19 protein-coding genes, 1 pseudogene and 2 riboswitches are annotated in these 26,493 nt (G+C 63.7%); of the genes and pseudogenes, 5 read left to right on the top strand and 15 right to left on the bottom strand.

Annotation, left to right across the window (positions count from 1 at the left end; genetic code table 11):
- Nucleotides 1-31: 31 nt before the first annotated feature.
- On the top strand, nt 32-1,642 hold the full coding sequence (locus AC5ZGW_RS29780; protein ID WP_245475030.1) for a peptidoglycan L,D-endopeptidase MepK: 1,611 nt from the start codon (nt 32-34) through the stop codon (nt 1,640-1,642).
- A 244-nt stretch (nt 1,643-1,886) separates the two neighbouring features.
- Here the strand turns inward: AC5ZGW_RS29780 and AC5ZGW_RS29775 are convergent, their stop codons facing one another.
- Nucleotides 1,887-2,156: a DUF2312 domain-containing protein gene (locus AC5ZGW_RS29775; protein ID WP_028163653.1), complete on the bottom strand. Its 270-nt coding sequence runs from the start codon at nt 2,154-2,156 to the stop codon at nt 1,887-1,889.
- Nucleotides 2,157-2,448: 292 nt separating this feature from the next.
- Nucleotides 2,449-2,751: a DUF1244 domain-containing protein gene (locus AC5ZGW_RS29770; protein ID WP_028163654.1), complete on the bottom strand. Its 303-nt coding sequence runs from the start codon at nt 2,749-2,751 to the stop codon at nt 2,449-2,451.
- 198 nt (nt 2,752-2,949) lie between these two features.
- On the opposite strand from AC5ZGW_RS29770, the gene AC5ZGW_RS29765 reads away from it, so the two are divergent.
- Nucleotides 2,950-3,540 (top strand): DUF1036 domain-containing protein, encoded by a 591-nt coding sequence (locus tag AC5ZGW_RS29765; protein ID WP_165435525.1) that lies wholly within the window; start codon nt 2,950-2,952, stop codon nt 3,538-3,540.
- Entirely contained in the window at nt 3,537-4,973 is a 1,437-nt protein-coding gene (gene pyk, locus AC5ZGW_RS29760) for a pyruvate kinase (protein WP_028163656.1), read from the top strand. The genes AC5ZGW_RS29765 and pyk overlap by 4 nt, the downstream gene beginning before the upstream one ends.
- A gap of 152 nt (nt 4,974-5,125) precedes the next feature.
- On the opposite strand, the gene AC5ZGW_RS29755 is transcribed toward pyk, so the two are convergent.
- The 3 genes from AC5ZGW_RS29755 to AC5ZGW_RS29745 all read right to left on the bottom strand — a co-directional run bounded on the left by AC5ZGW_RS29755 (nt 5,126) and on the right by AC5ZGW_RS29745 (nt 10,005).
- Nucleotides 5,126-5,800: a TetR/AcrR family transcriptional regulator gene (locus AC5ZGW_RS29755; RefSeq protein ID WP_028163657.1), complete on the bottom strand. Its 675-nt coding sequence runs from the start codon at nt 5,798-5,800 to the stop codon at nt 5,126-5,128.
- 180 nt (nt 5,801-5,980) lie between these two features.
- A complete protein-coding gene (locus AC5ZGW_RS29750; protein ID WP_130229342.1) occupies nt 5,981-7,105 on the bottom strand; it encodes a ribonucleotide-diphosphate reductase subunit beta in 1,125 nt (374 codons plus the stop codon).
- A gap of 23 nt (nt 7,106-7,128) precedes the next feature.
- On the bottom strand, nt 7,129-10,005 hold the full coding sequence (locus AC5ZGW_RS29745) for a ribonucleoside-diphosphate reductase subunit alpha (RefSeq protein ID WP_130229341.1): 2,877 nt from the start codon (nt 10,003-10,005) through the stop codon (nt 7,129-7,131).
- A gap of 114 nt (nt 10,006-10,119) precedes the next feature.
- Nucleotides 10,120-10,338, bottom strand: a riboswitch (cobalamin riboswitch).
- A 132-nt stretch (nt 10,339-10,470) separates the two neighbouring features.
- A riboswitch (cobalamin riboswitch) is annotated at nt 10,471-10,671 on the top strand.
- A 107-nt stretch (nt 10,672-10,778) separates the two neighbouring features.
- Here AC5ZGW_RS29745 and metE point away from each other — a divergent pair.
- Nucleotides 10,779-13,109: pseudogene (gene metE, locus AC5ZGW_RS29740) on the top strand (5-methyltetrahydropteroyltriglutamate--homocysteine S-methyltransferase).
- 50 nt (nt 13,110-13,159) lie between these two features.
- Nucleotides 13,160-13,357, top strand: a complete 198-nt coding sequence (locus AC5ZGW_RS29735; protein WP_130229340.1) for a hypothetical protein — start codon at nt 13,160-13,162, stop codon at nt 13,355-13,357.
- Between the two features lie 250 nt (nt 13,358-13,607).
- Here AC5ZGW_RS29735 and ftsH read toward each other — a convergent pair whose 3' ends face one another.
- From ftsH to tolQ, 10 genes are all read right to left on the bottom strand, one after another.
- Complete coding sequence (ftsH, locus tag AC5ZGW_RS29730) at nt 13,608-15,530, bottom strand: ATP-dependent zinc metalloprotease FtsH (RefSeq protein ID WP_130229339.1); 1,923 nt, start codon at nt 15,528-15,530, stop codon at nt 13,608-13,610.
- Nucleotides 15,531-15,792: 262 nt separating this feature from the next.
- A complete protein-coding gene (tilS, locus tag AC5ZGW_RS29725; RefSeq protein WP_130229345.1) occupies nt 15,793-16,815 on the bottom strand; it encodes a tRNA lysidine(34) synthetase TilS in 1,023 nt (340 codons plus the stop codon).
- Between the two features lie 46 nt (nt 16,816-16,861).
- On the bottom strand, nt 16,862-17,926 hold the full coding sequence (gene ybgF, locus AC5ZGW_RS29720; RefSeq protein ID WP_463327150.1) for a tol-pal system protein YbgF: 1,065 nt from the start codon (nt 17,924-17,926) through the stop codon (nt 16,862-16,864).
- A gap of 137 nt (nt 17,927-18,063) precedes the next feature.
- A complete protein-coding gene (gene pal / locus AC5ZGW_RS29715) occupies nt 18,064-18,555 on the bottom strand; it encodes a peptidoglycan-associated lipoprotein Pal (RefSeq protein ID WP_028163665.1) in 492 nt (163 codons plus the stop codon).
- 274 nt (nt 18,556-18,829) lie between these two features.
- Entirely contained in the window at nt 18,830-19,567 is a 738-nt protein-coding gene (locus AC5ZGW_RS29710; RefSeq protein WP_130230745.1) for an N-acyl amino acid synthase FeeM domain-containing protein, read from the bottom strand.
- A gap of 192 nt (nt 19,568-19,759) precedes the next feature.
- Nucleotides 19,760-22,087 (bottom strand): putative bifunctional diguanylate cyclase/phosphodiesterase, encoded by a 2,328-nt coding sequence (locus tag AC5ZGW_RS29705; protein WP_463327167.1) that lies wholly within the window; start codon nt 22,085-22,087, stop codon nt 19,760-19,762.
- 185 nt (nt 22,088-22,272) lie between these two features.
- Nucleotides 22,273-23,562: a Tol-Pal system beta propeller repeat protein TolB gene (gene tolB / locus AC5ZGW_RS29700; RefSeq protein ID WP_463327166.1), complete on the bottom strand. Its 1,290-nt coding sequence runs from the start codon at nt 23,560-23,562 to the stop codon at nt 22,273-22,275.
- A gap of 110 nt (nt 23,563-23,672) precedes the next feature.
- Nucleotides 23,673-24,653 carry a cell envelope integrity protein TolA gene (tolA, locus tag AC5ZGW_RS29695; protein ID WP_130230747.1) on the bottom strand — a complete coding sequence of 327 codons (981 nt, stop codon included), beginning with the start codon at nt 24,651-24,653 and terminating at the stop codon, nt 23,673-23,675.
- Between the two features lie 41 nt (nt 24,654-24,694).
- On the bottom strand, nt 24,695-25,168 hold the full coding sequence (locus AC5ZGW_RS29690) for a biopolymer transporter ExbD (RefSeq protein WP_028163670.1): 474 nt from the start codon (nt 25,166-25,168) through the stop codon (nt 24,695-24,697).
- A 41-nt stretch (nt 25,169-25,209) separates the two neighbouring features.
- A complete protein-coding gene (gene tolQ / locus AC5ZGW_RS29685; protein ID WP_027579741.1) occupies nt 25,210-25,923 on the bottom strand; it encodes a protein TolQ in 714 nt (237 codons plus the stop codon).
- Between the last annotated feature and the right edge of the window lie 570 nt (nt 25,924-26,493).

Raw genomic sequence — 26,493 nt, 5'->3', positions numbered from 1 at the left:
TCGAACGCTCGACGATTGGGTGGGCTCATCGGTGCTGGCTGTCCGCACACGCCACTATAAACTGCTGTCTTTCCCGAAAGCCGGATGTCAGGTCGGGCTGACGTCGCTATTGCTGCTCGCAGGCGCCGGATCGGTTCACGACGCCGCCGCCCTGAACGAGACTCGCACCCTCTCCTTCCACCACACCCATTCGAACGAAGACCTCACCATCACCTTCAAGCGCGACGGCCGCTACGACGAAGACGCGTTGAAGAAGCTCAATCATTACCTGCGCGACTGGCGCACCCAGGACGAGACCACGATGGATCGTCGGCTCTTCGACATCCTCTGGGAAGTCTATCGCGATGTCGACGGCAAGCAGCCGATCAACATCATCTCCTCCTACCGCTCTCCCGCTACTAACGCCATGCTCCGCCGCCGCTCCTCCGGGGTGGCGCGCTTCAGCCAGCACATGCTGGGGCATGCGATGGATTTCTACATTCCCGGCGTGCCGCTCGAGCAGATCCGCTATGCCGGCCTGCGCCTACAGCGTGGCGGTGTCGGTTTCTATCCGACCTCCGGCTCGCCTTTTGTTCACCTCGACACCGGGTCGATTCGCCACTGGCCGCGCATGACGCACGACCAATTGGCAAGGGTGTTCCCGGACGGCCGCACCGTCCACGTCCCATCCGACGGCACCCCGTTGAAGGGGTATGAGCTTGCCCGCGCCGACATCGAGCGGCGCGGCAACGGCGATGGCTCCTCGTCCGGCGGCAACAAGATCGGCGGCTTCCTGACCGCGCTGTTCACGGGCAAATCGGCTGCCGGCAGCGACGAGGACGACGAGGGCGCGGCGCCGGCTGCCGCCGAGAAGCCCGCGCCCGTCCTGGCTTCCGCCAAATCTGCCGATTCGAAGCCGGCCGACCCCGTACCGATGCCGCGCGCAAAACCGCAATTCGCCTCGACCATCCAGCTCGCCGCGGCCGACGCCCAGATCGTCCCGGCGGCAAAGGCGAAGCCGGCTGCGCCGGCGCCAGCCGAGAAGTCCGAGCCGAAACCCGAGACGCCTGCTGACATCATCAATGCCCGCGGCTTCTGGGGCGACGATCTACCGGCAGCGAAACAGGCGACAGCCGCGCAGATCGCAGCGCTCAAGGCGCGCGAGGCGGTCGGCGCCGCCGATCCGCAGGCCACTGCCAGCGTGTCGGAGAATTTCAACAAGGCGCTCGCCTATGCCCCGGCCAACGCGCCTGTTGACCGCAACAATATCGTCGCCGCCTCTGCGCCAGTCCCGCGCAGCGCCCGACCGACCCGCAATGCCGGGGCCGTCGCGAGCGAGATCAACACCGTGGTCGCCAAGGGCACGCAGGGTCAGGGCAGCGTGATCTCGACCTCGACACGCATCTCCGCCGCCAAGGGCAACGATCTCTGGATGCGCGTGGTCATGCTGGCGCCGAGCGCCAGCAACGCCATGCAGACCACCGTGCTCGGCGATACCGACATGACCTTGATGCGCGCCCATTTCGTCAAGCCGCAGGCCGCGGTCAACATGACCTTCTCGAACGATCCGATGCTGGGCATGAGCTGCGACAGCTTCACCGGCTCGGCCACCGCAACGCTATCGACGACGTCCTTCGTCGTCCGCACCGCCGCGCTGCGCTGAGCTTTCCGTAGCCTTTCACGATTCCGATGTCGTCTCCGCGCGGGCGAAGCCCGCCGCAGTGCAGCCCCAGATCGCTGTTCGACAATTGAATCAGAAGCCTCCCCGTCATTGCGAGCGAAGCGGAGCAATCCATGCCACCACTTGAAGACATGGATTGCTTCGTCGCTTTGCTCCTCGCAATGACGGTGTCGTCCTGGGTCGCGCTTGCCCGGGACGACGAGAGTTGTGCGGCCGGACCAGCGCCTCAGATCATCCCCAGCGCCTGCATGTAGGTCTCGATGATCGTCTCCTGCTCCTGGCGCTCGTTCGGGTCCTGCTTGCGCAGGCGCACGATGGTGCGCAGGGCTTTGACGTCATATCCGTTGCCCTTGCTCTCGGCATAGACGTCGCGGATGTCGTCCGAGATCGCCTTCTTTTCTTCTTCCAGCCGTTCGATGCGTTCGATGATGGCCTTGAGCTGGTCCTTTGCGAATCGGGTCGCGGGTTCTTCTTTGACGGCTGCGGAGGTGGCCATCGGGTACTCCTGAAATGGAACTGGTGTTGAGGCGTCCTGTTGAGGCGTCTTGGCGGTATGCGCTCCTCACGGATCGCGTGTCGGAAATGACCCTCAAGTTTGGGACGGCTCCCGTCAAGGAAACGTCGCGCTCATCCACAGCGCGCCCACAGGAGATGCTGGCGTTACCCGCAACCACCGTCATTCCGGGGCAATGCGCAGCATTGAACGACGATGCGCAATTGCGCATCGGAGAATCTCGAGATTCCGGGTTCGTCCTTCGGACGCCCCGGAATGGCGGAATGCGTATGCCTCAATGCCCGGGGTGGGCCTTCTTCATCGCGGCCAGTTGCTCCGGCGTCGCCGTGCCCTGGTATTTTGCCTTCCACTCCTCATAGGGCATGCCGTAGACGGCCTCGCGGCTCTCGTCCTTGCTAACAGCCACACCCTTGGCATCGGCCTCTTCCTTCATCCAGTTGGAGAGGCAATTCCGGCAGAATCCGGCGAGGTTCATCAGGTCGATGTTCTGGACGTCGGTACGGCTCTGCAAATGCTGCACCAGGCGCCGGAAAACGGCGGCTTCCAGCTCGGTCTTGGTCTTGTCGTCAATGGTCATGGGCCGTCATCCCGGTTTGTGATTCCCACCATATTGATATCAGGTGGGATTCGTCACAGATTTTGCCACATCGCTGCGCAAAACAGCATGAAATCGGGTGGGACCGGCGGTTTTCGATGGCAGAAGTCCGCCTGCCTTCCGTTGACAGGCGCCGCCGAGCCACGCGAAATCGTCAATGATTCGGTGTAGCTTCGCCTCATGATCGTACTGGATTCCCTGCCCATCCCCCCTCGTCTGCTTGCCGGTCTTCTGCCCGTGCTCGCGCTTGCGGCGGCGTGCCTGTGGACCAGCCCGGCTGCGGCCGATTTCCGGCTCTGCAACAATACCGCCAGCCGGGTCGGCATCGCGCTCGGCTACAAGGACGCCGAGGGCTGGACCACCGAGGGCTGGTGGAACATCTCTTCGCGCTCCTGCGAGACCCTGCTGCGGGGCAATCTGGTCGCGCGCTATTATTACATCTACGCGCTCGACTATGACCGCGGCGGCGAATGGTCTGGCCAGGCCTTCATGTGCTCGCGCGACAAGGAATTCACCATTCGTGGCACCGAGAATTGCCTGGCGCGCGGCTATGACCGCACCGGCTTCTTCGAGGTCGACACCGGGGAGCAACGGGCGTGGACCGTACAACTGACGGAAGCCAACGAGCAGCCGGCGCAGAAGGTGCCGGGAATGCCGGGCGGGGTCGCACCGGGGACTCCCGCAGTGCCGGGCCTGCCCAATCCACCGGGCGGAACGCCTCCAGGCGCGTCTGGTCTACCTCCAGCCGCACCTCCCGGAAGCAAGCAATGAGAAGACTGCGTCGGATCAAGATCCTCGCGACCTTGGGTCCCGCCTCCTCCGACAGCGCAATGATTCGCAAGCTGTTCGAGGCTGGCGCCGACCTCTTTCGCATCAACATGAGCCACACCCCGCATGACAAGATGCGGGACCTCGTGAAGACCATCCGCAATGTCGAGTCCAGCTACGGCCGGCCGATCGGAATCCTGGTCGACCTGCAGGGACCCAAGCTCCGGCTCGGCGCCTTTGCCGAAGGCTCGGTGCAGCTCAACAACGGCCAGAGCTTCGTGCTCGATTCCGACAAGACGCCGGGCGACAATACCCGCGTCAACCTCCCGCATCCGGAGATCCTGGCGGCGCTGCGGCCCGGCCACGCGCTATTGCTCGATGACGGCAAGGTGCGGCTGATTGCGGAAGAGACCTCGCCCGACCGCGCGGTGACGCGCGTGGTGATCGGCGGCAAGATGTCGGACCGCAAGGGCGTCAGCCTGCCCGACACCGACCTGCCAGTGTCGGCGATGACGCCGAAGGACCGCGCCGATCTCGAGGCTGCGCTGACCACCGGCATCGACTGGATCGCACTGTCCTTCGTGCAGCGCGCCGAGGATGTCCATGAGGCCAAGAAGATGATCCGCGGCCGCGCCGCCGTGATGGCGAAGATCGAGAAGCCGCAGGCGATCGACCGGCTGGCCGACATCATCGATGCCTCCGATGCGCTGATGGTCGCGCGCGGTGATCTCGGCGTGGAGCTGCCGCTAGAGCGCGTGCCGAGCCTGCAGAAGCAGATGACGCGAATGGCGCGGCGCGCCGGCAAGCCGGTGGTGGTCGCAACCCAGATGCTGGAATCGATGATCCAGGCGCCGGTACCGACCCGCGCCGAGGTCTCCGACGTCGCCACCGCCGTCTATGAGGGCGCGGATGCGATCATGCTCTCGGCGGAATCGGCTGCCGGCAAATATCCGGTGGAAGCGGTCACCACCATGAACCGCATCGGCGAGGAGGTGGAGCGCGACCCGACCTATCGCGGCGTGCTCAATGCGCAGCGCGCCGAGCCGGAGCCGACGGTCGGCGATGCGATCGCGGATGCCGCGCGCCAGATCGCCGAGACGCTCGACCTCTCGGCGATCATCTGCTGGACCTCATCGGGCTCGACCGCGATCCGCGTCGCGCGCGAACGGCCCAAGGTGCCGGTCGTTGCGATCACGCCGAACTTGGCGACGGGCCGCAAGCTCTCGGTGGTGTGGGGCGTGCACTGCGTCGTCGCCGAGGACGCGCGCGATCAGGACGACATGGTCGACCGCGCCAACTCCATCGCATTCAGGGATGGCTTTGCCCGCGCCGGCCAGCGCGTGATCATCGTCGCCGGCGTCCCGCTCGGCATCCCCGGCACCACCAACATGGTCCGCATCGCCTCCGTCGCGCCGCAAGGGGAAGCGGAGAAGTAGGTTTCCCCGTCATTCCGGGGCGCGCGAAGCGCGAGCTATGATGTGCAATTTGCACATCAGAGAATCCATCGAGCCGCCGGCGTAGGCGGAGAAATGGATTCCGGGCTCGTCCTTCGGACGCCGGAATGACGGTAGAGAGATGGCAAACGCCCTTAGGCCCCCACCAGCGCCTTCGCGGGCGTGGTGGCCTGCACCACGAGGCCGCGGGCGCGGGCGTCCATGACGCCGACGGCGCGCAGTGCGAGTAGCGTCACGGTCTGCACGGCGTCGCGCAGCTTGACGGGATCGTCGAGATTGTCGGGCGCGAGCGGTCCGACCAGCGACTCATGCAGCGCGCCGAGCAGCGCGGTGGCGGCAAGCGCGGTATCCTGCGCCGGCAGATGGCCGGCGCGCACCGCGGCATCGATTCGGATGGCGATCTCACCGGCGATCTCGCGCCGGCTGGCCAGCCGCGAGGCGGTGACATCGACATCGACCGGCTCGGCCAGGATGCCCCAGGCGAGCTTGCGCTGCGACAGCACATGGACGGCAACCGTGGTGACCGCGGCGGCCAGCGCCGAGGACGGCCCGGGCGCGGCATCCGCGGCCCGGCGAATCGCGGCGAGCTCGTCGCGCGAGACCTCGGCGATCAATTCGGAGATCAGGTCGGCCTTGGACGGGAAATAGCGGTAGACGGTTCCCGCCGCGACATGGGCGCGGACCGCCACCGGCGCGATCTGCACCGCAGCCATGCCGCCGTCCGCCGCCGCCTCGCGCGCCGCCGCTAAAATGGCGCTGCGCCGGGCGGCCAGCCGCTTTACCACCTGATGGGTTCGCCGATAGACCATGGCGCAGTTCCCGTCCCCAAACTCCCGCCGGCTCGGGATCGGCCGAACGAGACTTCACTATTTTAGGCGATCGAGCGCAGATCGCTGCAAAAGCTGAACACCTATTCATGGCGTCTGGCAAGACGGATTTGTGCCTTCTGGAATGCACAAAAAGGAGGGGTCCCGGCCCAGCGACCTTGGTTACTCCCAGCTTAAGGCACCCCCGTTCTGGTACTCGATCACGCGGGTCTCGAAGAAATTCTTCTCCTTCTTCAGGTCCATCGCCTCCGACATCCAGGGGAAGGGGTTGTCGGCTTCATCGAATACCGGCGCGAGCCCAAGCTGGGCGCAACGGCGATTGGCGATGAAGTGCATGTAGGTTTCACAAAGTGCCGCGTTCAGTCCGAGAAAACCGCGCGGCATGGTGTCCCATCCATAGGCCGCTTCGAGCTCGGCCGCCGTCCGCACCATGTCGCGAATCTCCTCCTGGAAGGGCTTCGTCCAAAGATGCGGATTCTCGATTCGGACCTGGTTGATGACGTCGATGCCGAAGTTCAGGTGGATGGATTCATCGCGCAGGATGTACTGATACTGCTCGGCGATCCCGATCATCTTGTTGCGCCGGCCAAGCGAGAGGATCTGCGCGAAGCCGGTGTAGAACCACATGCCTTCGAAGATGACGTAGAAAGCGACGAGGTCGCGCAGGAACGCCTGGTCTGCTTCCGGCGTCCCGGTCCTGAAGTCGGGATCGTCGAGATGCTGCGTATGTTTCAGCGCCCACGCCGCCTTATCAGTGATCGAGGGCACCTCCCGGTACATGTTGAACAGCTCGCCCTCATCGAGCCCCAAGCTCTCGACGATGTACTGGAAGGTGTGGGTGTGCACGGCCTCCTCGAACGCCTGCCGCAACAGATACTGCCGACACTCCGGATTGGTCAGATGGCGATAGATCGCGAGCACGATGTTGTTGGCGACGAGGCTTTCGGACGCCGCGAAGAAGCCGAGATTGCGCTTGATCGCGCGCCGCTCATCTTCGGTCAGGCCGTCGCGCGACTTCCACAGCGCGATGTCCGCTTGCATCGAGACCTCCGTCGGCATCCAGTGATTGTTGCAGGCGGCGAGATATTTCTCCCACGCCCATTTGTACTTCAGCGGCAGCAATTGATTGACGTCGGCGCGGCAGTTGATCATGCGCTTGTCGTCGACCGAGACACGGCTGCCATGGCGATCGATCGCACCTAAGCCGGTCTGGTTGCCGGCTGCGGCGACGTTCATGAGGGGGACCGCGTGGCGCGCGGTCGTAGCGGGCTCTGACCAGTCGAGCATGGCGTTATTCCTTATTCCGCTGCTCACTGGCAGGCTTCACATTCGGGATTGTCGATCGAGCACGCGATGGCGCCGGACAAGTCCGGTGCGCTGGACATCGCGGGAGCTACGCTGACTGCGTTGAGCTTGCCGTCGGTGCCCTTCAGCGTCGACTTCTCGACATGAGTGGCGCTGCGCGAGCGCAAATAATAGGTCGTCTTCAGGCCGCGCTGCCAGGCCAGGCGATACAGCGCATCGAGTTTCTTGCCGGAGGGGTTGGCGATATAGAGGTTGAGCGACTGCGACTGGTCGATCCATTTCTGCCGCCGCGCCGCCGCCTCGATCAGCCAGGCGCTGTCGATCTCGAACGCGGTCGCATAGAGCGCCTTGAGATCATCAGAGATACGGTCGATCGCACCTAAGCTGCCATCGAAATATTTGAGATCACTGACCATCACCTCGTCCCACAAGCCGCGCGCCTTGAGGTCGCGGACCAGGAAGGCGTTCACGACGGTGAAATCGCCGGACATGTTGGATTTGACATAGAGGTTCTGGTAGGCGGGCTCGATCGACTGCGCCACGCCGCAGATGTTGGAGATGGTCGCCGTCGGCGCGATCGCCATCACATTGGAGTTGCGCATGCCGACCGTCTTGACGCGCTCGCGCAGGCCGTCCCAGTCCAATGTGCGCGAGCGGTCCATCGCGACGTCACCGCGCGCTTCCGCCAGCAGCTCGATCGAATCGATCGGCAGGATGCCCCGGCTCCACAGCGATCCCTCGAACGACGGGTAACGACCGCGCTCGGCGGCGAGATCGACGGAAGCCGAGATCGCGTGATAAGCGATCGCCTCCATGCTGGTATCGGCGAAGGCGACAGCCGCGTCGGACGCAAGCGGGATCCGCAGCACGTGCAGCGCATCCTGCAATCCCATCAACCCGAGGCCGACCGGCCGATGCCGCAGGTTCGAGCGCCGCGCCTCGGGAATGGTGTAGAAATTGATGTCGATGACATTGTCGAGCATCCGCATCGCGGTCGCGACCGTCCGCTTCAGCCTGGCCGTATCGAGCCCGCGCTCGCCGACGTGATTGAGCAGGTTGATCGAGCCGAGATTGCAGACCGCAGTCTCCTCATCCGAAGTGTTGAGCGTGATCTCGGTGCAGAGATTGGAGGAATGGATCACGCCGGCGTGGCGCTGCGGCGAACGCAAATTGCAGGGGTCCTTGAAGGTGATCCAGGGATGTCCGGTCTCGAACAGCATGGTCAGCATCTTGCGCCAGAGATCGACGGCACGGATCTTCTTGGATACCCGCATCTCGGCGCGCGCGGCCTTGTCTTCGTAGAAAGCGTAACGCTCGGCAAAGGCCTTGCCGTAGAGATCGTGCAGATCGGGCGTCTCGTCCGGCGAGAACAGCGTCCATTCGCCGTCGGCCTCGACGCGCTGCATGAAGAGATCAGGCACCCAGTTGGCGGTATTCATGTCGTGGGTGCGGCGGCGGTCGTCGCCGGTGTTCTTGCGCAGGTCGAGGAATTCTTCGACGTCGATATGCCAGGTCTCGATATAGGCACAGACCGCGCCCTTGCGTTTTCCGCCCTGGTTGACGGCAATCGCGGTGTCGTTGGCGACTTTAAGGAACGGCACGACGCCCTGGCTCTCGCCATTGGTGCCCTTGATATGGGCGCCCAGCCCGCGCACCCGCGTCCAGTCATTGCCGAGGCCGCCGGAATACTTGGCGAGCAGCGCATTGTCCTTGATCGACTTGAAGATGCCGTCGAGATCGTCAGGAACGGTGGTGAGGAAGCAGGACGACAATTGCGGCCGCAGCGTGCCGGAATTGAAGAGCGTCGGCGTCGACGCCATGAAGTCGAAGGAGGACAGGAGATTGTAGAACTCGATCGCGCGCGCCTCCCGATCGATCTCGCGCAGTGCAAGCCCCATGGCGACGCGCATGAAGAACGCTTGCGGCAATTCAATCCGGTGGCCGCGGACATGCAGGAAATAGCGATCATAAAGCGTCTGCAGCCCTAAGAACTGGAACGCAAGATCGCGCTCCGGCTTCAGTGCCGCGGCCAGCTTGTTCAGGTCGAAGCGGCCGAGTTCGGGATCGAGCAATTCGGCCCTGATGCCGGTCTTGATACAGGCCGGAAAATATTCGCCATAGCGCACCGCCATGTCCGCCTGCGACGCTGTCGTTGGCGCGCCCTGCACGAAGGACAGCACTTCAGTGCGGAGCTTGTCGAGCAAGAGGCGCGCGCTGACATAGGCGTAGTTCGGCTCCTGCTCGACCAGCGTACGCGCTGCCATCACGCTGGCGAGCGCGAGTTCCTCCTGGCTGATGCCGTCATAGAGATTGCGCTGGATTTCCGCGACGACAGGCGCAGCGTCGACACCGTCGAGCCCGGCGCAGGCCTCGCCGACGATCATCGCCAGCCGCGCATGGTCGAGCGGCACCTTGCTGCCGTCCGCGAGCGTGACGTGGACGATTGGCCCGCTCGATGCCGTTGCGGATTTAGTTGCCTGCTGTTCGGCGCGCTGCCGCGCCCGCTCCTCGCGATAGAGCACATAGGCGCGCGCCACCTTGTGATGGCCGCTGCGCATCAATGCCAGTTCAACCTGGTCCTGGATGTCCTCGATATGAAAGGTGCGGCCTTCGCTCATCCGGCGCGACAGCGCGCCGACGACTTCGGCGGTCAATTCCTCGACCGCTTCGTGCACGCGGCGCGACGCAGCCGCCGTATTCCCCTCGACCGCAAGGAAGGCCTTGGTCATCGCCACCGAGATCTTCCCGGCATCGAATTGCGACACCGTGCCATTGCGGCGGATCACCTGCATCGGCAGCCGTGCTTCCGGCGCCGCGATTGATTCGGGGCGCAGGTGGATGAGAGGTGACGCGGTGGTTTCGCGATCGAGAGAGAGTGACATCTTGCAGACCCCGTGATGTTGCTGGGGCCGGATGCCAGAGGCGACGCTGCGTGATGATGCCGGCGGCGTACCGGCATGAGCCTGCAAGCGGCCGCCGGGACACCCCGCCCGTGGACGTTATTTGCTGTCACGGCAGGTCTCCTGGCTCGCAGGTCGGCGTCACTCCCCGTCTTCCCAATGCGATGCCGCATCAGTGACGTCTAAAATCGGGAGCAACTCACTGCTTACAGTTGCGGGGGCAGCGCTGGATTCTCGCGAGAAACGCGCGATCACCAGCTTCCCTCTTAGCCACCATTCCTTGCGTCATGATGGACCGTGACAGCTACATCTGGTGCGATTTGGAGAATGCTGTCAATGGCACGTATGGGCGAAGCGCAAAAATTCCGGTCCATGCCGTTGGCGCTGTGAACAACCGGCTCCACGCGCACGTGATGTCAGCCGAGTTGACGTTCGCGCGATCTTGCCGGTAAGTGAACGCGTCGTGGTTCTTCGGAGAGATCTTTTCCGGAGCTAAGAGGGAAGCCGGTGTAAAGCCGGAGCTGCCCCCGCAACTGTAAGCGGCGAGCCGCGGTCCACAATTGCCACTGAAGCCTGCAAAGCTTCGGGAAGGCCGGACCACAGCAACGACCCGCGAGCCAGGAGACCTGCCTCGACAACATACACGTCCTCGGGCGGGGTGTCCCGGTGGTGCGGTTGCGATTCCGTGCGCACCTCGCGCAGGGAATCCAGACGTGTCACTACGGCCTTTGCCCCCAACTCATGGGGTTAAGCCAATGTCTTCCACTTCACTTGTTGTTGCGTCCCTCGGCACGCCGCGGATCGGTCCGCGGCGTGAACTGAAATTCGCGCTGGAACGCTTCTGGTCCGGCGCATCAGACGAAAAGACGCTGATCGAAACCGGCGTCGGGCTGCGCGCGGCCAATTGGGCGCGGCAAAAGAAACTCGGTATCACCGTGATCCCGTCGAACGATTTCTCGTTCTACGATCAGGTGCTCGACACCTGCGCAATGGTCGGCGCTATCCCAGAAAGCTATGGCTGGACCGGCGGCGCGGTGCCGCTTGCGACCTACTTCGCGATGGCGCGTGGCGCCAAGGCCGACGCGCATGACGAGGCCTGCGGACATGCCCATCACGCACATGGCGTGGCGGCGCTCGAAATGACGAAATGGTTCGACACCAACTATCACTACATGGTGCCGGAGCTTCGCAAGAACCAGTATTTTGCACTCTCATCACGCAAGCCGATCGAAGAGTATGAGGAGGCGAAGGCGCTGGGTTATCAGACCCGCCCCGTGCTGGTCGGCCCAGTCACGTTCCTGAAACTGGCCAAGTCCAAGGAACCGCATTTCGCCACGCTGTCGCTGCTCGACAGGCTCCTGCCGGTCTATATCGAACTATTGCGCGAACTCGCTGCCCGCGGTGCGGAATGGGTACAGATCGACGAGCCCTGTCTCGTGCTTGATCTGGACGCCGCCGCTCAGCAAGCCCTACGGCGCGCCTATTCCGAAATCGCCAAAGCGGTGCCGGACATCAGGATCATGCTGGCGACCTATTTCGGCGGGCTCGGCGGCAATCGTGCGGTCGCGTTTGATCTTCCGGTCGCCGGCCTGCATCTCGATCTCGTGCGCGCGCCCCAGCAGCTCGGCGATCTCATCGACGTTCCGAAAGAACGGGTGCTGTCGCTCGGCGTGATCGACGGCCGCAACGTCTGGCGCGCAGATCTGAGCCGGATCCTCGATCAGCTTGGGCCCGTCGTCGCAAAGCTCGGCAAGGAGCGCATTCAGATCGCGCCATCCTGCTCGCTGCTTCATGTACCCATCGATCTCGCCCTGGAAACCAAGCTCGATCCCGAGGTGAAGACCTGGCTTTCATTCTCGGTGCAGAAGCTCGAAGAGCTTGCCGCGCTGGGCGCGGCGCTTGGAAGTGGCCGGGCCCCTGCGTCCGAAGCGATCCGAGCGTCCGATGCCGCCGCGGCCGCGCGCAAGACCTCACCGCGGATTCACGATGCCAAGGTTGCCCAGCGTCTCGCCGCCATCGATGGCGGCATGCGCCATCGTGCCAGCCGGTTCGCCGAGCGTGCCGAGGTGCAGCGCGAGCGGTTCAATCTGCCACGCTTCCCGACCACGACCATCGGCTCCTTCCCGCAGACAACTGATGTCAGAAACGCACGCGCCGCACATGCCAATGGTGCACTCAGCGATACCGCATACAAGACCTATCTGCAGCATCAGACTGCGCGCGCCATCCGTTGGCAGGAGAATATCGGGCTCGACGTCCTGGTCCATGGCGAGTTCGAGCGCAACGACATGGTGCAGTATTTTGGCGAGCAGCTTTCCGGCTTCGCCTTCACCGAGCTCGGCTGAGTGCAGTCCTATGGCTCGCGCTGCGTCCGGCCGCCGATCCTCTACGGCGACGTCTCACGACCACAGGCGATGACGGTCGAATGGTGGCAATTCGCGCAGTCACTGACGGCAAAGCCGGTGAAGGCGATGTTGACCGGCCCCGTGACCATCCTGAACTGGTCGTTCGTCCGCGACGACCTGCCGCGCAGCGACGTGTGCCGACAGATCGCGCTCGCGATCCGCGACGAGGTGCGCGATCTGCAGGCGGCCGGTGCAGGCATGATCCAGATCGACGAAGCGGCACTGCGGGAAGGCCTGCCGCTGCGCGGGTCGGAATGGAAGACCTATCTCGATTGGGCGGTCGATAGTTTCCGCATCTGTTCCTCCGGCGTGCAGGACGAGACCCAGATCCACACCCACATGTGCTACTCCGAGTTCAACGACATCATCGACGCCATCGCGGAGATGGACGCCGATGTCATTTCGATCGAGACCTCGCGCTCGAAAATGGAATTGCTCGACGCCTTCCGGAACTACCGCTACCCGAACGAAATCGGTCCCGGCGTCTACGATATCCATTCACCGCGCGTGCCTGACATTGGCGAGATCACCGACCTCCTCAAGCTCGCAAGAGAGCGGCTCTCCGACACGCAGCTCTGGATCAATCCCGACTGCGGCTTGAAGACCCGCAAGTGGGAAGAGGTGCGCCCGGCGCTCGCCAACATGGTCGCCGCCGCCCGCGAATTGCGGTCGCTTGGCTAGACAGCGCCGCCCCGTCTCTTATCCTGCGGCGGCTCGAAGAGGAGAACGCCATGCGCTTCTGGATTCAATGCACAAGGTTCGAGACGGAGCAGCCCATTCACATCAATATCGCGCTCGTCGGCAGCATGTGGCGCGACGGCGAGCGCACCGTACTCGCCTTCGTCGGTGGCGATGGCGAGAGAATTGAGGTCGTCGAGACACCGGAGCAGATGTTGGACCGGCATCTCGGCACGCACGGGACCGCATGACGATATGCAGGGCGGTTGCAACATCATTGCGAAGAAGGACCCATAACCACAGGCGTTTACAGTGTGCTCCGCTACGACGGCTTGCTCGCGCCACGACAGCCGCCTGTGGAATGAGTCCCGGGCCCCGGCTACGCCCAAGGGGCTTCGCCGCGGCACGCAAGCCCGGGACGACGATGGAATGTGGAGCAATCGCCAAGGCAAAAGCCCGGCACTAGGCCGGGCTTCTGTACGTCTTGCTCTCTGATCGCGCTTACGCCTGCGGCTGCGGCTCCAGGCCGGGGTCCGGATCCGGGCGCGGACGCGACTTGCCGGCAGGCGGCACGGCGGAGGCACGTGGCGTGGTCGGCTCGAGCACGGACTCGCGGTTCGGCTTCTTACCCTTCAAGAGATCAACGATCTCGTCGCCGGTCAGCGTCTCGAACTCGAGCAGGCCTTTCGCCAGTGCTTCGAGATCGGCGCGCTTCTCGGTGAGGATTCGCGTCGCCTCGTTGTAGCCTTCCTCGACCAGGCGCTTGATCTCGGAGTCGATCTTCTGGACTGTCGCCTCCGAGGCGTTCTGGGTGCGCGACACCGACATGCCCAGGAACACTTCATCCTGGTTCTCGCCATAGGAGACGGTGCCGAGCTGTTCCGACAGGCCCCAGCGGGTCACCATCATGCGCGCCAGACGTGTCGCCTGCTCGATGTCGGAGGCCGCGCCCGAGGTGACCTTCTCGCGGCCGAACACCAGTTCTTCCGCGACGCGTCCGCCCATCATGATCGCGAGACGCGAGGTCATCTGCTCCAGCGACATCGACAGTTTGTCGCGCTCCGGCAATTGCATGACCATGCCGAGTGCACGGCCGCGCGGAATGATGGTCGCCTTGTGGATCGGGTCGGTGGCGACGACGTTGAGGCCGACGATCGCGTGGCCGCCTTCGTGATAGGCGGTCAGAAGCTTCTCTTCCTCGGTCATAACGAGCGACTTGCGCTCCGCGCCCATCATCACCTTGTCCTTGGCCTCTTCGAACTCGGCCTGCGTCACCATCCGCTTGTTACGGCGGGCGGCGGTCAGCGCGGCCTCGTTGACGAGGTTCATCAAGTCGGCACCCGAAAAGCCCGGGGTGCCGCGTGCGATGGTCTTCAGGTTGATATCGGGCGCCAGCGGCACCTTGCGGACGTGAACCTTCAGGATCTGCTCGCGGCCGACGACGTCAGGGTTCGGCACCACGACCTGACGGTCGAAGCGGCCGGGCCGCAGCAGCGCCGGATCGAGCACGTCGGGCCGGTTGGTGGCGGCGATCAGGATCACGCCCTCATTGGCCTCGAAGCCGTCCATCTCGACCAGCAACTGGTTCAGCGTCTGCTCGCGCTCGTCATTGCCGCCGCCGAGGCCGGCGCCACGATGGCGGCCGACCGCGTCGATTTCGTCGATGAAGATGATGCAAGGCGCGTTCTTCTTCGCCTGCTCGAACATGTCACGCACGCGCGATGCACCGACGCCGACGAACATCTCGACGAAGTCGGAGCCGGAAATGGTGAAGAACGGCACGTTGGCTTCGCCCGCCACCGCGCGCGCGATCAGCGTCTTACCGGTGCCGGGAGGGCCGACCAGCAACACGCCGCGCGGAATGCGTCCGCCCAAACGCTGGAATTTGCCGGGGTCGCGCAGGAATTCGACGATCTCCTGCAGGTCCTGCTTGGCCTCGTCGACGCCGGCGACGTCCTCGAACGTCACCCGGCCATGCGCCTCTGTCAGCATCTTGGCGCGCGACTTGCCGAAGCCCATCGCCTTGCCGGCGCCGCCCTGCATCTGGCGCGACAGGAAAATCCACACGCCGATCAGCGCGATGAAGGGCAGCCAGGAGACCAGCAGCGAAACGAACCACGGCACGTTGTCGCCCGGCGGCTTCGCAGTGATCTGCACCTTGCCGTCATAGAGGCGCTTCACCAGCGTCGGGTCGTTCGGCGCGTAGGTCTGGAAGCTCGAGCCGTTGGTGAAGGTGCCATGGATTTCCGGCCCCTGGATCACGACGTCGCGGACATGGCCCTGGTCGACTTCGCTGAGGAGCTGCGAGAACGAGATGTCCTGCGAGGACGCGCGCTGACCCGGATTCTGGAAGAGCGTAAACAACGCCAACAGCAGCAAGACGATAATGACCCAGAGGGCGAAATTCCGCAGATTGGCGTTCATTGATCTTCCTTCGTGGTCGCGCGGATCGCGGCCTCAAAACTATCCTCGGGCGGCCTCAGGCAGGGCACTTCAGGAAATCCCTGGGAATCCCCCCTTAGCGACTGCATACAATTTAGGTGCCACGGGAGTATATGCCAAGGGAACTGCACAGGACTATTTAGCGCATCCTAGCCCGATTCCCGGTCAAATAATGGCGCAAAGATCCGGGTTTTTCGGGGGTAGTTAAGCGGATATGACGGGAATTTTCCTATTCGGCTGAATATCAGCGGGCCCGGCTCCTGCGCGGCGGTGCCGGCTCGACCCGGATCCGCCCATTGGCGAGCCCAATGACCGCGCCGGCGAGCGTCTGCTTCAGCTTGCCCGCCCTCTGCGTAACCGCCTGATCGAGTGCGGCCAGCAGGGCCTCGATCTTGCCCAGTTCGGCCGGCCCCTCATGGCCCACGCGGTCGATCGCGCGCTTGAGCAGGCGCAGCCGGACCTCCTCGGGAAGGGCCACAAAGGCCCCGGCATCGAATCCGGGGCGCGCCGCATTGCCATCGCGCAGCGCAAGGTAGCGCTCGGCACCATCAGCCAGCACTTCCACCGCGGCATTGGCCCGAGCGAGCCGCGCTGCCAGCCGCGCCAGGTTCCGGGCATCGCCGCCCTCTGCAGCCAGTGCCGGCATCAGCGCACGCAGCCGCGGACGCGTGAACGCAGTGTCACGATTGGTCGGATCGACCGCATAACCGATCCTGGCTTTCTCCAGGGTAGCGATCAGCCGCGCCTTTGGAACAGCGAGCAGCGGCCGCGCCAATCTCACCCCTTCGCGCTCGGTCTCGCGCGCCATCGCGGCGAGGCCGGCGATGCCGCTGCCGCGCAGCAGCCGCATCAGAAGCGTTTCGGCCTGGTCGTCGCGGGTGTGGGCCGTGAGGATATGCGTCGCCCCGCCCGCGCGGGCCGCTTCGGCCAGCAGGCGATAGCGCGCCTCGCGTGCCGCCTCCGGCAGGCCGCTGTTCGGCTTGGTCCCGGTCCAGCGCAACGTCCGATGGGGCAGATCGAGGGTGCCCGCAAGGCGCTTGACCTCACGCGCTTCGCGCGCGGCCTCCCGGCGCAGGCCGTGGTCGACAGTGACTGCAATCAGCCGCGGCCCCTGCTTGAGTGTCCGGCGCCAGCGCACCGCGAGCCACATCAACGCCACCGAGTCCGGACCGCCGGACACGGCCAGAACGATCGCTGGCGCGCGCTTCCAGTCGTCTAACAGACGTTTGGCTTCTGTCGCGGAGATCGCCCTGCTGTCATCGGACATGGCGGTGCCATTGGTCGCGGAGCCGATCGGCTCCTGCGGCACCGGTTTAGCACTTGATCCGCTTCTGCTCACGGTCAACGGCGGTCTTGACGCCCGCGGAAGCCCGCGGATATTTCCGCGTCACTTCGCCGAGCGCGGCGCAGGCGGCTTCCTTCTCCTTCAGCGCCGCCAGTGACTGGCCAAGCCGCAGCAGCGCGTCCGGCGCCTTGGCCGACTTGTCGAATTTCGTGGTCACACCGAGGAAGGACTCGGCGGCGTCACGATACTGCTGACGCTGAAAGTAGCTCTCGCCGAGCCAATATTGCGCATCCGGGATCAAGGGGTCGCTCGGATATTTCTGCGAGAAATTCCGCATGGTTTCCTCGGCGAGCGCATAGTCCCTGCGCTGCATATAGCCGATGCCAAGATCGAACTCGTCCTTCGATGTCGCCGATGGCGGCAAGGTGGTCAGTGCGGCGGTGGCGCCACCCCCCGCCGGTGCGCCGGCATTGCGTGGGCTGGTGTTGCCGAGGTCGAGCGGTTCGCCGGCGCCACGTCCGCCGGGCGCGCCGACCGCAGCATCCGGTGACATCGGCATCTGGCCGCCACCGAGTGCGCGCGGCGCCCCCGGGGCGTTCGGGTTCTGGTTGGGATCGAAGGCATCGCCACGGCCGCGGCGCCCTCCCGCCGCTGGCGCTGCCGGCTCCTGAACGATTGGAGCGGGAGCTGCGATCTGGGTCTGGTCGTAGCCGCCCTGCGATTGCCTGTAACCCGGCTGCGGTTGCCCATAGCCCTGTTGCGGCTGTCCATAGGACGGCTGGCCGCCTTGCGGCGGGTAGGACTGTGCAGGCTGTGCGGCCGGCGGCATGGCGGCAACGCCGGGCTGGGCGGCCTGGGGCTGGCCGCCGGGGCCGGACGGCGCAGCGCCGAGCTGACGCAGGCGCTCCTCCAACTGGCGGTTACGATACTGCAGTTCCTCGTTCTGGCCGGTCAGCTGCCGAAGCTGGTTCTCCAGGTGCTGGACCCGCATTTCGAGGTCGGCATCGTCGGATTGTGCGAAGGCCGGTGCGGAAATGGCCAGTCCCGCGGCAACCGCCGCGGCGCGTGCAACTCTAAGAAATCTGGATGACATCTTGCCCTGACGACGAAAATCGACGCGGAACCACACTGAGGCAGGGAGTACGCCGGAATTGTGACTGAAGCAAATCAACGTTTAAACAAAACCGGCGCCTCTCGGCGCCGGCGGCAAATCGCAGAGTTTTCGAAAGCTCACGAACTCGCGTTCAGCACCGTGACGGCGCGGCGGTTCTGCGACCAGCAGGAGATGTCGTTGCAGACCGCCACCGGACGTTCCTTGCCGTAAGAGATGGTGCGCATCCGGCTCGGATCGATGCCGCGCGAGGCGAGATAGGAGCGAACCGCCTGGGCACGACGCGCACCGAGCGCAATATTGTATTCGCGGGTGCCGCGCTCGTCAGCATGGCCTTCAATGGTAAAGCTGTAACGGTTGTAGCTCTGCAGCCACTGCGCCTGCTTGTCCAGGGTCGCGATCGCCTGCGGGGTCAGGTCGGTCTGGTCGCTCTCGAAGAAAACACGGTCGCCGACGTTCACGACGAAATCCTGCTGGCTGCCCGGGGTCGCCGCGTTCGCCATCGCGCCATCGGCGCCGAGATTATTCTTGGCGCATGCACCCATCGATAGCGCGACCGCCACCACCGCGGCGAGCTTCAATCCCTGGAGGATTCGCATCTGATATTTCATTCCCGGAGCCTCCACGCTCACGTTCTCGAACTCTCATCCGATCTACAGGGCGATGGTTAAGCGAACGTTCCGTCAACCTTGATGGGACCTTGCCAGACCCGATCAAATGCGGACGAACGGCGAAAAGCGCCCCCGATGGTTAATGGGTTGTAAATGTGGCGCGAGGGTGAAGACAAGCGCGGAGGCCGCCGGAATCGCCGATTTCCCGGCTTTACCGGGAAGAATCGGCGCAGAGTGCGGGACTTCAGCGACAGTTCGGGCGAAGCCGGACTATTCAGGAACTTGGAACGATCGACGCTTGCGCGAAGGAGGGCCGGACATCAGTGGTACCAGATTGACCCCGCCCCCGCTCGAACAGCATCCTTCGTTCGAACGCGCTCGAGCGCAGGAACGGATAGCGGGCGAGCACCCGCTCAGACACGTTCGGCAGGTGTGCGGCCATCAATCCGACCGGCTTGACCAGGCCCGGATAGAGGCGGGGCTGGGACCAGACCTCGTGCAGGAATACCCGACGGTAGAACGCCATGTGCTCGGCACGAACGATGGCCAACCCGTAGTCCGCATTGAAGTGAACGCCGGCAGTCGAGCCGAGCCGCACCGTGACATAAGGCAGTTCCGGAAAATTCCGCGCCTTTTCAGGGTCGGCGACAAAGCGCGTTGAATCGATGAAGACGAGGCCCTGATCGAGCTTGGGATGAAGCACGTCGCCGAACAGCTCAACTGAGGGCGACATCCGCCACTCGGACGTCAGCACGCTGATCCGGATAGAGCTGTAGAGTTCGCCGTGAACGTACACGCCAAACGTCCAGGCGTTCGGAGCGTCCTCATATTGATCGACGACGCGCTCGTCGGCCGAAGGCTGGATTGCGCCTTCACGGAGATAGGCGCGATAGCGGAGTCGGTAGATCTCGTCCTTTTCCTCAGGGGTCTCGGCGAGACGGTAATCGACTCGATCCAGCGGGTCCGCAAGCCGTCCTGTAGCCGGCTTGATGGCTTCGGCTGCGGACCTCATGGGCTACTCCAAAAAACTATCACCAGCACACACAACTTTTGCGCGCGGTAAACCTTTACGCGCATTTGAATAAATTAACAGCTTCTTAACTGGTGTGCAAAGCGATCGCGGCATTACGGTTAACCGCTACGCGCACGGCTTGTACGCCGACCATGCGTCGGTACGCCGGTAAGACTACGGTATCGGGTGATCTCAGGCGATCGAACGCGAGGCAACCACGAACGGCTGATCGTCGGTATGGCGGCTGTGGGAAGCCTTCAACAACTGGCGGATGCGCACCGCAGGAACGGGGCGGCTGAATAGATAGCCCTGCGCCTCGGTGACCGCACCATCGGCGCCGACCAGCTCGAGCTGCTCGTTGGTCTCGATGCCCTCGACCACGACCAACATGCCGAGATCGGCCGACAGCCGCGCCACGCCGCGCAGCAGCGTCAGCGGGCGGTCGGTATCGATACCTTCGAGGAACGAGCGGTCGATCTTGACCTTCTGCAAGGGGAAGTTGTGCAGATAGCTCAGACTCGAATAGCCGGTGCCGAAATCGTCGAGCGAGATCCGTACACCCAGCGCATGCAGCTGCGACAGCACGTCGTGCGTCACTTGCGTATTGCGCAACAGTGAGGACTCGGTGATCTCGATCTCAAGACGTCGCGCTGGCAGGCCCGAAACCTCCAGCGCATAGCGGACCTCGCTCAGCACGTCGCGCTGATGGAATTGCTGCGGCGACAAATTGACCGCGACGCTGACGGATTCGGGCCAGGTCATGCATTCCATACAGGCCTTTCGTAGAATCCAGCGGCCGAGATCGACGATCAACCCCATGTCCTCCGCTACCGGAATGATCTCGATCGGAGAGACCGTGCCGCGCACCGGATGATTCCAGCGCAATAGCGCCTCGCAGGTCGTGATCCTGCCGGTCTTGAGATTGACCAGCGGCTGGTAATAGAGCTCGAACTCCTCGTTCGCCAGCGCCTTGCGCAGGTCGAGCTCGAGGATGCGGCGCGCTTCGACGATCTGGGCCATCTCGTCGCGGAAAAAGCAGAACGTGCCGCGCCCGTCAGCCTTGGCGCGATAGAGTGCCATATCGGCGTTCTTCAAAAGCGTGTCGGCGCTGACGCCCGGCGACGTCATGGCGATGCCGACGCTGGCCCCGATCTCGACCAGGTGATTGTGAATCTTGTAGCGCTCGCTCAGACGATCGACGATGCGACGTGCAAGGCTGGCCGCATCCTCATGTGATTTGATGTCCTGCTGGAACACCACGAACTCGTCGCCGCCGAAGCGCGCCACGAAATCTTCCGGCCGCAGCATTTCGCGGAGCCGGCCGGCTACCGCGCAGAGGAGCTGGTCGCCGCAGGGATGGCCGAGCGTGTCGTTGACCTGCTTGAATTGGTCGAGGTCGACGAACAGCAGGGCCGACAGTTGCGCGGCGCCCTGCTGGCCGGCTAGGAGGCGACCGATCTCGTCCCGGAAATGGACACGGTTGGGCAACGCCGTGAGTTCGTCGTAGCGCGCCAGATGGTTGATCCTGGCCTCGGCATTGCGCCGCTCAGTGATGTCCTGCAGCAGCGCGACGGCGCCACCGCCGGTCATCGGCTGGAACGTCCAGGACAGCGCGCGGCCGCGCGTGGCGTCCGGATCGTTGGTAACCATGTCCCGCGTCTCGGTGTGTTCGATCTCGGCGAGAATCTTCCTGCCACTTGCATCGGAGATCGAACCGGAGCTGACGCAGGCTGCGATGATGTCGGCCGCGCTGGCGCCGCGCTGCACCAGATCTTCCGACAACTGCATCATCTCGCTAAAGCGATGATTCATGACGGCCAGCCGGCCATCGGCGCGGAACATGCACAGGCCGTGCGGCATGTTGTTCAGCGCGGTGTCAAACTGGCTAGCCAGCGCGGCCTCGCGCTCGCCCGCCACCAGCGCCTGCACGAAGATCCGCTGCAAGTTGGTCGATATCTGTTTCAGGGCGAGGAAGAACACCGCGGCCACGATCGCCATCCCGATATAGTAAGGCGTTCCCTTCATCGCGAGCGCGATCGAGGTCGGACCACAGGCGAGCGCGATCTGGACATGGAATATCCACGGCCGGCCGTAGGTGCGGCCCGCGCCGGCCGCCACATAGCCTGTTGTGACGGACAGGCAGATCATGTGCGCGACCGCATCGTCGCTGCCGAGCAGCGTGACCGTACACCAGACGCCGAGCGCGATCGCATAGGCCATCGCGCCGATCTGATAGCGGACATCCCAGCGCGCCACCTCCTCGGTGGTCAGGACCGACCTGCGCGACATGTACCAGTGCATGTCGACCGCGCGGGCGGCGCCGGTGATCACCAGCAGTGCGACACAGGGCCAGAGCCAGAGCAGCTGCGTCTTCATGGCGGTCAGCACTGCCGCCATTGCCACCAGCGCAGCACCGGCGAACAGGGGCGCCGGATTCTGGAACAGCGAATCGATCAGTGCCGCGTAGATCGACGGCGACACCTTCTGGTCGGAATCCGCGCTCTGGTTGGCGAGCTGCATGCTGCTCATACACGTCCTGTTGCAACGTGCAGTTCTACCCGGCGCTGATGAAGTCTTTCTGAGGGAATATCGTTACCAAGACCTTGTTTCGAGTTTTATTCAGAAGAAATCCTCTTTTAGTTTCAATGGACTGGGAAAAATTTTCCGGTTAACGGGAATGGTTACCCGCTTAAGCCCCCGGCAATTTACGACAATAGCGGCGACCACGCCGGATCTGACGCGAAGCCCGGCGTCGGCACACGCAGTTCGTTGCGGCCGGAAACGTCGACGGTGAAGAGCGACGGTCCCTGGCCGGGATCGCGGAAGAACATCACAACGCGCCCGTTCGGCGCAAAAGTCGGCCCCTCATTGTGATAGCCCGAGGTCAGGATCCGCTCGCCCGAGCCATCGGGCTTCATGATGCCGATCGCGAACTGGCCGCCGCCCTGCTTGGTGAAGGCGATGTAGTCGCCGCGCGGCGACCACACCGGCGTCGAGTAGCTGCCGTCTCCAAAGGAGATGCGCTGCGCCTGCCCGCCGTTTGCGGCCATCACATAGATCTGCGGCTTGCCGCCACGATCGGACTCGAAGCAGAGGCGCGTTCCGTCGGGTGCAAAGGACGGCGAGGTGTCGATCGCCGGGGTGTCGGTCAGCCGCGTCATCGATTTCGAACGCAGGTCCATCACGAACAGGTTCGAGTTGCCGCCCTGCTGCAGGCTCATGATGATGCGCTGGCCGTCCGGCGAGAACCGCGGCGAGAACGACATGCCCGGGAAATTGCCGACGATCTCGCGCTGGCCGGTCTCGATGTTGAGCAGATAGACGCGCGGGTCGCCCTGGCCGAACTCCATATAGGTGATTTCCTGGGTCGACGGTGAAAAGCGCGGGGTCAGCACCAGGTCGGAGCCGCGGGTCAGGTAGCGTACATTGGCGCCGTCCTGGTCCATCAGCGCGAGCCGCTTGACGCGGCGCTCCTTCGATCCGGTCTCGTCGACGAAGACGATACGGGTATCGAAATAGCCCTTCTCGCCGGTCAGCCGTTCATAGATCTGGTCGGAGATGATGTGCGCGATGCGCCGCCAATATTCGGCCGAGGTGTCGTATTGCTGGCCGGCGAGCTGCTGGCCGGTATTGACGTCCCAGAGGCGGAATTCCGCCTTCACGCGCCCGTTGTTCTGCCGGGTCATGCGTCCGGTGACCAGCGCCTGCGCGTTGACCGACTTCCAGTTCTGGAAGTTCGGCGCGGCGTCGATATTGATGTTCTTCTCCAGATAGGCGGCCTGGTCGATCGGCGCGAACAGACCGCTTCGCTTGAGATTGTTGGTGATGACCTGGGTGACGCCGGCACCGACCTCGGTATCGCCGGGGGTACCGGCCGTGAAATTCGGGATCGCGATCGGCAGCGGCGCGAACTCGCCGTCGGGAATCTGCACGCGCTTCGGCCCTTGCGCGAATGCGCCACGCGGTGAGGCGGCAATGGTGCCGAGCGCGGCCATGCTGGAAATGATCTGGCGGCGGCTCGGGCGGAAAAACGTCTCAAACGATTTGTTCTGATTGGTCATCGTTGGCGAACTTTGCTTTATGGGACCTCAAGCGCACATCGCGCTCAGGTCTTTCGTTCGGTGAACACGGGCGAAAAATATTTCCATTCGTCGAAGAAGGCCGCCGGCAGATTGTACGGCTGGCATTCGATGATCGCGCGCAACGCGCTCTCCTGATAGACGCGCAAATAAGGCGTCGCTGCCGTGCCTTCCGGCACCGGCATGCCCTCGAGCGTGCCGTCGCGCTTCAGGCGGATCACGAAGGCGGCTTCCGTCTGCTGCGCCTCGATGCCGCCATAGGGCTTCTTCCAGCACCGCTCCACCTGGCTCTTGAACATCGCGCCCCAGGTCGCCGAATTGTCGGCGGCCTTGCCATGGGAAAGGCCGAGCGCTGCGTTGGAATTGAGCGTATCGCCGGCTGCCGCCTGGCGCGTCGGATCGCGCTTGTCGAGCAGGGCTGCGATCTTCGACTGGTCGAACACGCGCTCCTTCAGCTTCTGCTCCGGCGGCGGCTTGGCAGCCTGCTGTTGCGGCTTCGGCGGCGGCTTCTTCTCTTCCTTCTTGATCGCCTCGGCAATCGGATCGGGCTTCACGGGGTCCGGCTTCTTCTCGGCCTGCTTCGGCTCCTGCTTTGGCTCTTCCTTCTTGGCCTCTTCCTTTTTCGGCTCTTCCTTGGGCTTGGTCTCTGCGACTGGCTTCGGGGGATCGGGCTTCTTCTCGACCGGCTTCTCTTCCACCTTCGGGGTCGGCGGCGGCGCGGTGTCGGTGACGACGGGCGGCTTCTTTTCCTCGATCTTGCCGACGGCGTCGTCGACCGGCTTGGCCTCGGCGACCTTCTCGACGAGCGGCTTCGGATTTTCCTTCTTGCCGGTCCTCTGGCCCGCCATCACATGGGCAAGCTGGTCGGAAGAAATGACGTCGACCGCGACGGTCTCCTCGTCCGGCAGGACGTAGGCCTTGGACGAAAACGACACGAGGCCCCATCCCAGCACGAGCACGTGCAGGGCGATCGATGCCACCAGTGTCTTGTCGACCTTGACCTTCAATTTTCCCTGCAACTTACCCTGCTCTGCCACAGCTTAAGATCTCAAGATCCCCCCTCCGGGATGATGACGATGTTGGCCTTGAAGCCGGCGGTGCGAATCTGGCCCAGGAGCTTCATCATATCCGTGTAACAGACGTCCTTGTCCCCGCGCAGATATACCACGGCATCGTTATCCGACCGGGTCTCCCGGATAGCCTTGATTTTGGGCAAGAGGTCGGCAGCCGAGATCGGGGCGTCCCCGAGATAGAGTTCCACGTTCGAATTGCAACTCCCGCCGGTGCGCTTGACCGACAGCGTCAAGGGCGGGGTGTTCTGGGCAATAGACTTGCCGCCGCTCGCGATCGGCAGGTCGATGTCGATATTCGACGTCATCAAGGGCGCTGCGACCATGAAGATGATGAGCAGCACCAGCATCACGTCGACCATCGGCGTGACGTTGATTTCCGCCATCACGGCGGCGCGGCGCCGGCCACGGCGGCCACCGCCACCAGACGAACCGGCCATGCTCATCGCCATGGCCTAAAACCCACTACTTGCGTTCATCACTTGCTGCCTCATCAGGCCCGTTCGTCGATCTGGCGCGACAGAATCGCGGAGAACTCGTCGGCAAAGCCTTCCAGCCGCTGGGCCTGTCGGTTCACCTCGGAAATGAACTTATTGTAGAAAATAGTCGCCGGAATTGCGGCGATCAGGCCGATTGCGGTCGCAAACAGCGCCTCCGCGATTCCCGGCGCCACCACCGCCAGTGAGGTATTCTTTGATGCCGCAATCGACTGGAAGCTCGACATGATGCCCCAGACGGTGCCGAACAGGCCGACGAAGGGGCCGGCCGAGCCGACGGTCGCGAGCACCAGCAGCCGCCGTTCCAGCCGCTCGACCTCGCGCGCGATCGACACATTCATGACCTTCTCGATCCGCATCTGAAGGCCGCCAAAGGAGCGCGAATGGCTCTCGAAGGAGCGCTTCCATTCGCGCATCGCCGCCACGAAACAGGCCGCCATCGACTGGGTCGGCTTGGCCGACAGCGTGCGATAGAGTTCCTCGATCGACTGCCCTGACCAGAACGCCTGCTCGAACCGGTCCATCGCGCGGCGGGTGCGCGAATACAGAAAGATCTTGTCGATCGCGATCGCCCAGACCCAGACCGAGCAGGCGAGCAACCCGAGCATGACCGCCTTCACGACCCAGTGGGCCTGCAGGAACAGCGCGATCAGCGACACGTCGCTCGAGGCCATGGGCAGCGCTGCCTGCGCCACGTCGGCGGGATTCATCGGCAATATCCTTTCAACGCAAAGATCCTCTGTCCTTCCCGGAGCAAATGGCTGCCGGTCCCGGATTTTCGTTTCGACGCGTTTTCCTCACGCGAACCGGTCTCCACCTCGCTTGAGCCGCCCCTCGCAGCCGCGCGCCCAGCGCGGCGGTAAGCGCCAGCCGCGAAAAGCTTTCATCTGTCGCATGGGAGGGCCGTCCAAGGCCGGGCCCTGCTTCCTCCGCCAACATGTCAAAACAAGGGCTGTTCGCGCGTCATTTCCGTCCCTCACCTGACTCTAACCGTGGTTAAGGCGAGGTTACCAAAGCCCGGTTTGGCGGCTGGAAATGCAGGAAATCCGGCCGGTTACGGGAATGGGCGGGTTCCCTGCTGCTTGTTCCCCATCCTAAGGAGATAGGCTGGCTTCAATTGTCAAACAGCGAAGGGGATATGACTCCGCATTCTCGCGGCATGACCTGCCCGAGCTTTGCGTTCGTTTCGCCCTCTCATTGAATAGAGGGCGCAGGGAAAGCCGGGTGCCGGTTGCACCCATGGGTCCCGTGCAACAAAAAGCACGGGGGTAGGACCACAG

The sequence above is a fragment of the Bradyrhizobium sp. Crot121 genome (assembly GCF_059512385.1).
This window is presented reverse-complemented; position numbering and strand designations above follow the sequence as displayed.

What these genes read in the sequence shown, in the direction of transcription:
- AC5ZGW_RS29775 (WP_028163653.1), bottom strand. Translation starts at nt 2,156, where the DNA reads ATGGCCACCTCCGCAGCCGTCAAAGAAGAACCCGCGACCCGATTCGCA.
- AC5ZGW_RS29770 (WP_028163654.1), bottom strand. Translation starts at nt 2,751, where the DNA reads ATGACCATTGACGACAAGACCAAGACCGAGCTGGAAGCCGCCGTTTTC.
- AC5ZGW_RS29765 (WP_165435525.1), top strand. Translation starts at nt 2,950, where the DNA reads ATGATCGTACTGGATTCCCTGCCCATCCCCCCTCGTCTGCTTGCCGGT.
- pyk (WP_028163656.1), top strand. Translation starts at nt 3,537, where the DNA reads ATGAGAAGACTGCGTCGGATCAAGATCCTCGCGACCTTGGGTCCCGCC.
- AC5ZGW_RS29755 (WP_028163657.1), bottom strand. Translation starts at nt 5,800, where the DNA reads ATGGTCTATCGGCGAACCCATCAGGTGGTAAAGCGGCTGGCCGCCCGG.
- AC5ZGW_RS29750 (WP_130229342.1), bottom strand. Translation starts at nt 7,105, where the DNA reads ATGCTCGACTGGTCAGAGCCCGCTACGACCGCGCGCCACGCGGTCCCC.
- AC5ZGW_RS29745 (WP_130229341.1), bottom strand. Translation starts at nt 10,005, where the DNA reads ATGTCACTCTCTCTCGATCGCGAAACCACCGCGTCACCTCTCATCCAC.
- AC5ZGW_RS29735 (WP_130229340.1), top strand. Translation starts at nt 13,160, where the DNA reads ATGCGCTTCTGGATTCAATGCACAAGGTTCGAGACGGAGCAGCCCATT.
- ftsH (WP_130229339.1), bottom strand. Translation starts at nt 15,530, where the DNA reads ATGAACGCCAATCTGCGGAATTTCGCCCTCTGGGTCATTATCGTCTTG.
- tilS (WP_130229345.1), bottom strand. Translation starts at nt 16,815, where the DNA reads ATGTCCGATGACAGCAGGGCGATCTCCGCGACAGAAGCCAAACGTCTG.
- ybgF (WP_463327150.1), bottom strand. Translation starts at nt 17,926, where the DNA reads ATGTCATCCAGATTTCTTAGAGTTGCACGCGCCGCGGCGGTTGCCGCG.
- pal (WP_028163665.1), bottom strand. Translation starts at nt 18,555, where the DNA reads ATGAAATATCAGATGCGAATCCTCCAGGGATTGAAGCTCGCCGCGGTG.
- AC5ZGW_RS29710 (WP_130230745.1), bottom strand. Translation starts at nt 19,567, where the DNA reads ATGAGGTCCGCAGCCGAAGCCATCAAGCCGGCTACAGGACGGCTTGCG.
- AC5ZGW_RS29705 (WP_463327167.1), bottom strand. Translation starts at nt 22,087, where the DNA reads ATGCAGCTCGCCAACCAGAGCGCGGATTCCGACCAGAAGGTGTCGCCG.
- tolB (WP_463327166.1), bottom strand. Translation starts at nt 23,562, where the DNA reads ATGGCCGCGCTCGGCACCATTGCCGCCTCACCGCGTGGCGCATTCGCG.
- AC5ZGW_RS29690 (WP_028163670.1), bottom strand. Translation starts at nt 25,168, where the DNA reads ATGGCGATGAGCATGGCCGGTTCGTCTGGTGGCGGTGGCCGCCGTGGC.
- tolQ (WP_027579741.1), bottom strand. Translation starts at nt 25,923, where the DNA reads ATGAATCCCGCCGACGTGGCGCAGGCAGCGCTGCCCATGGCCTCGAGC.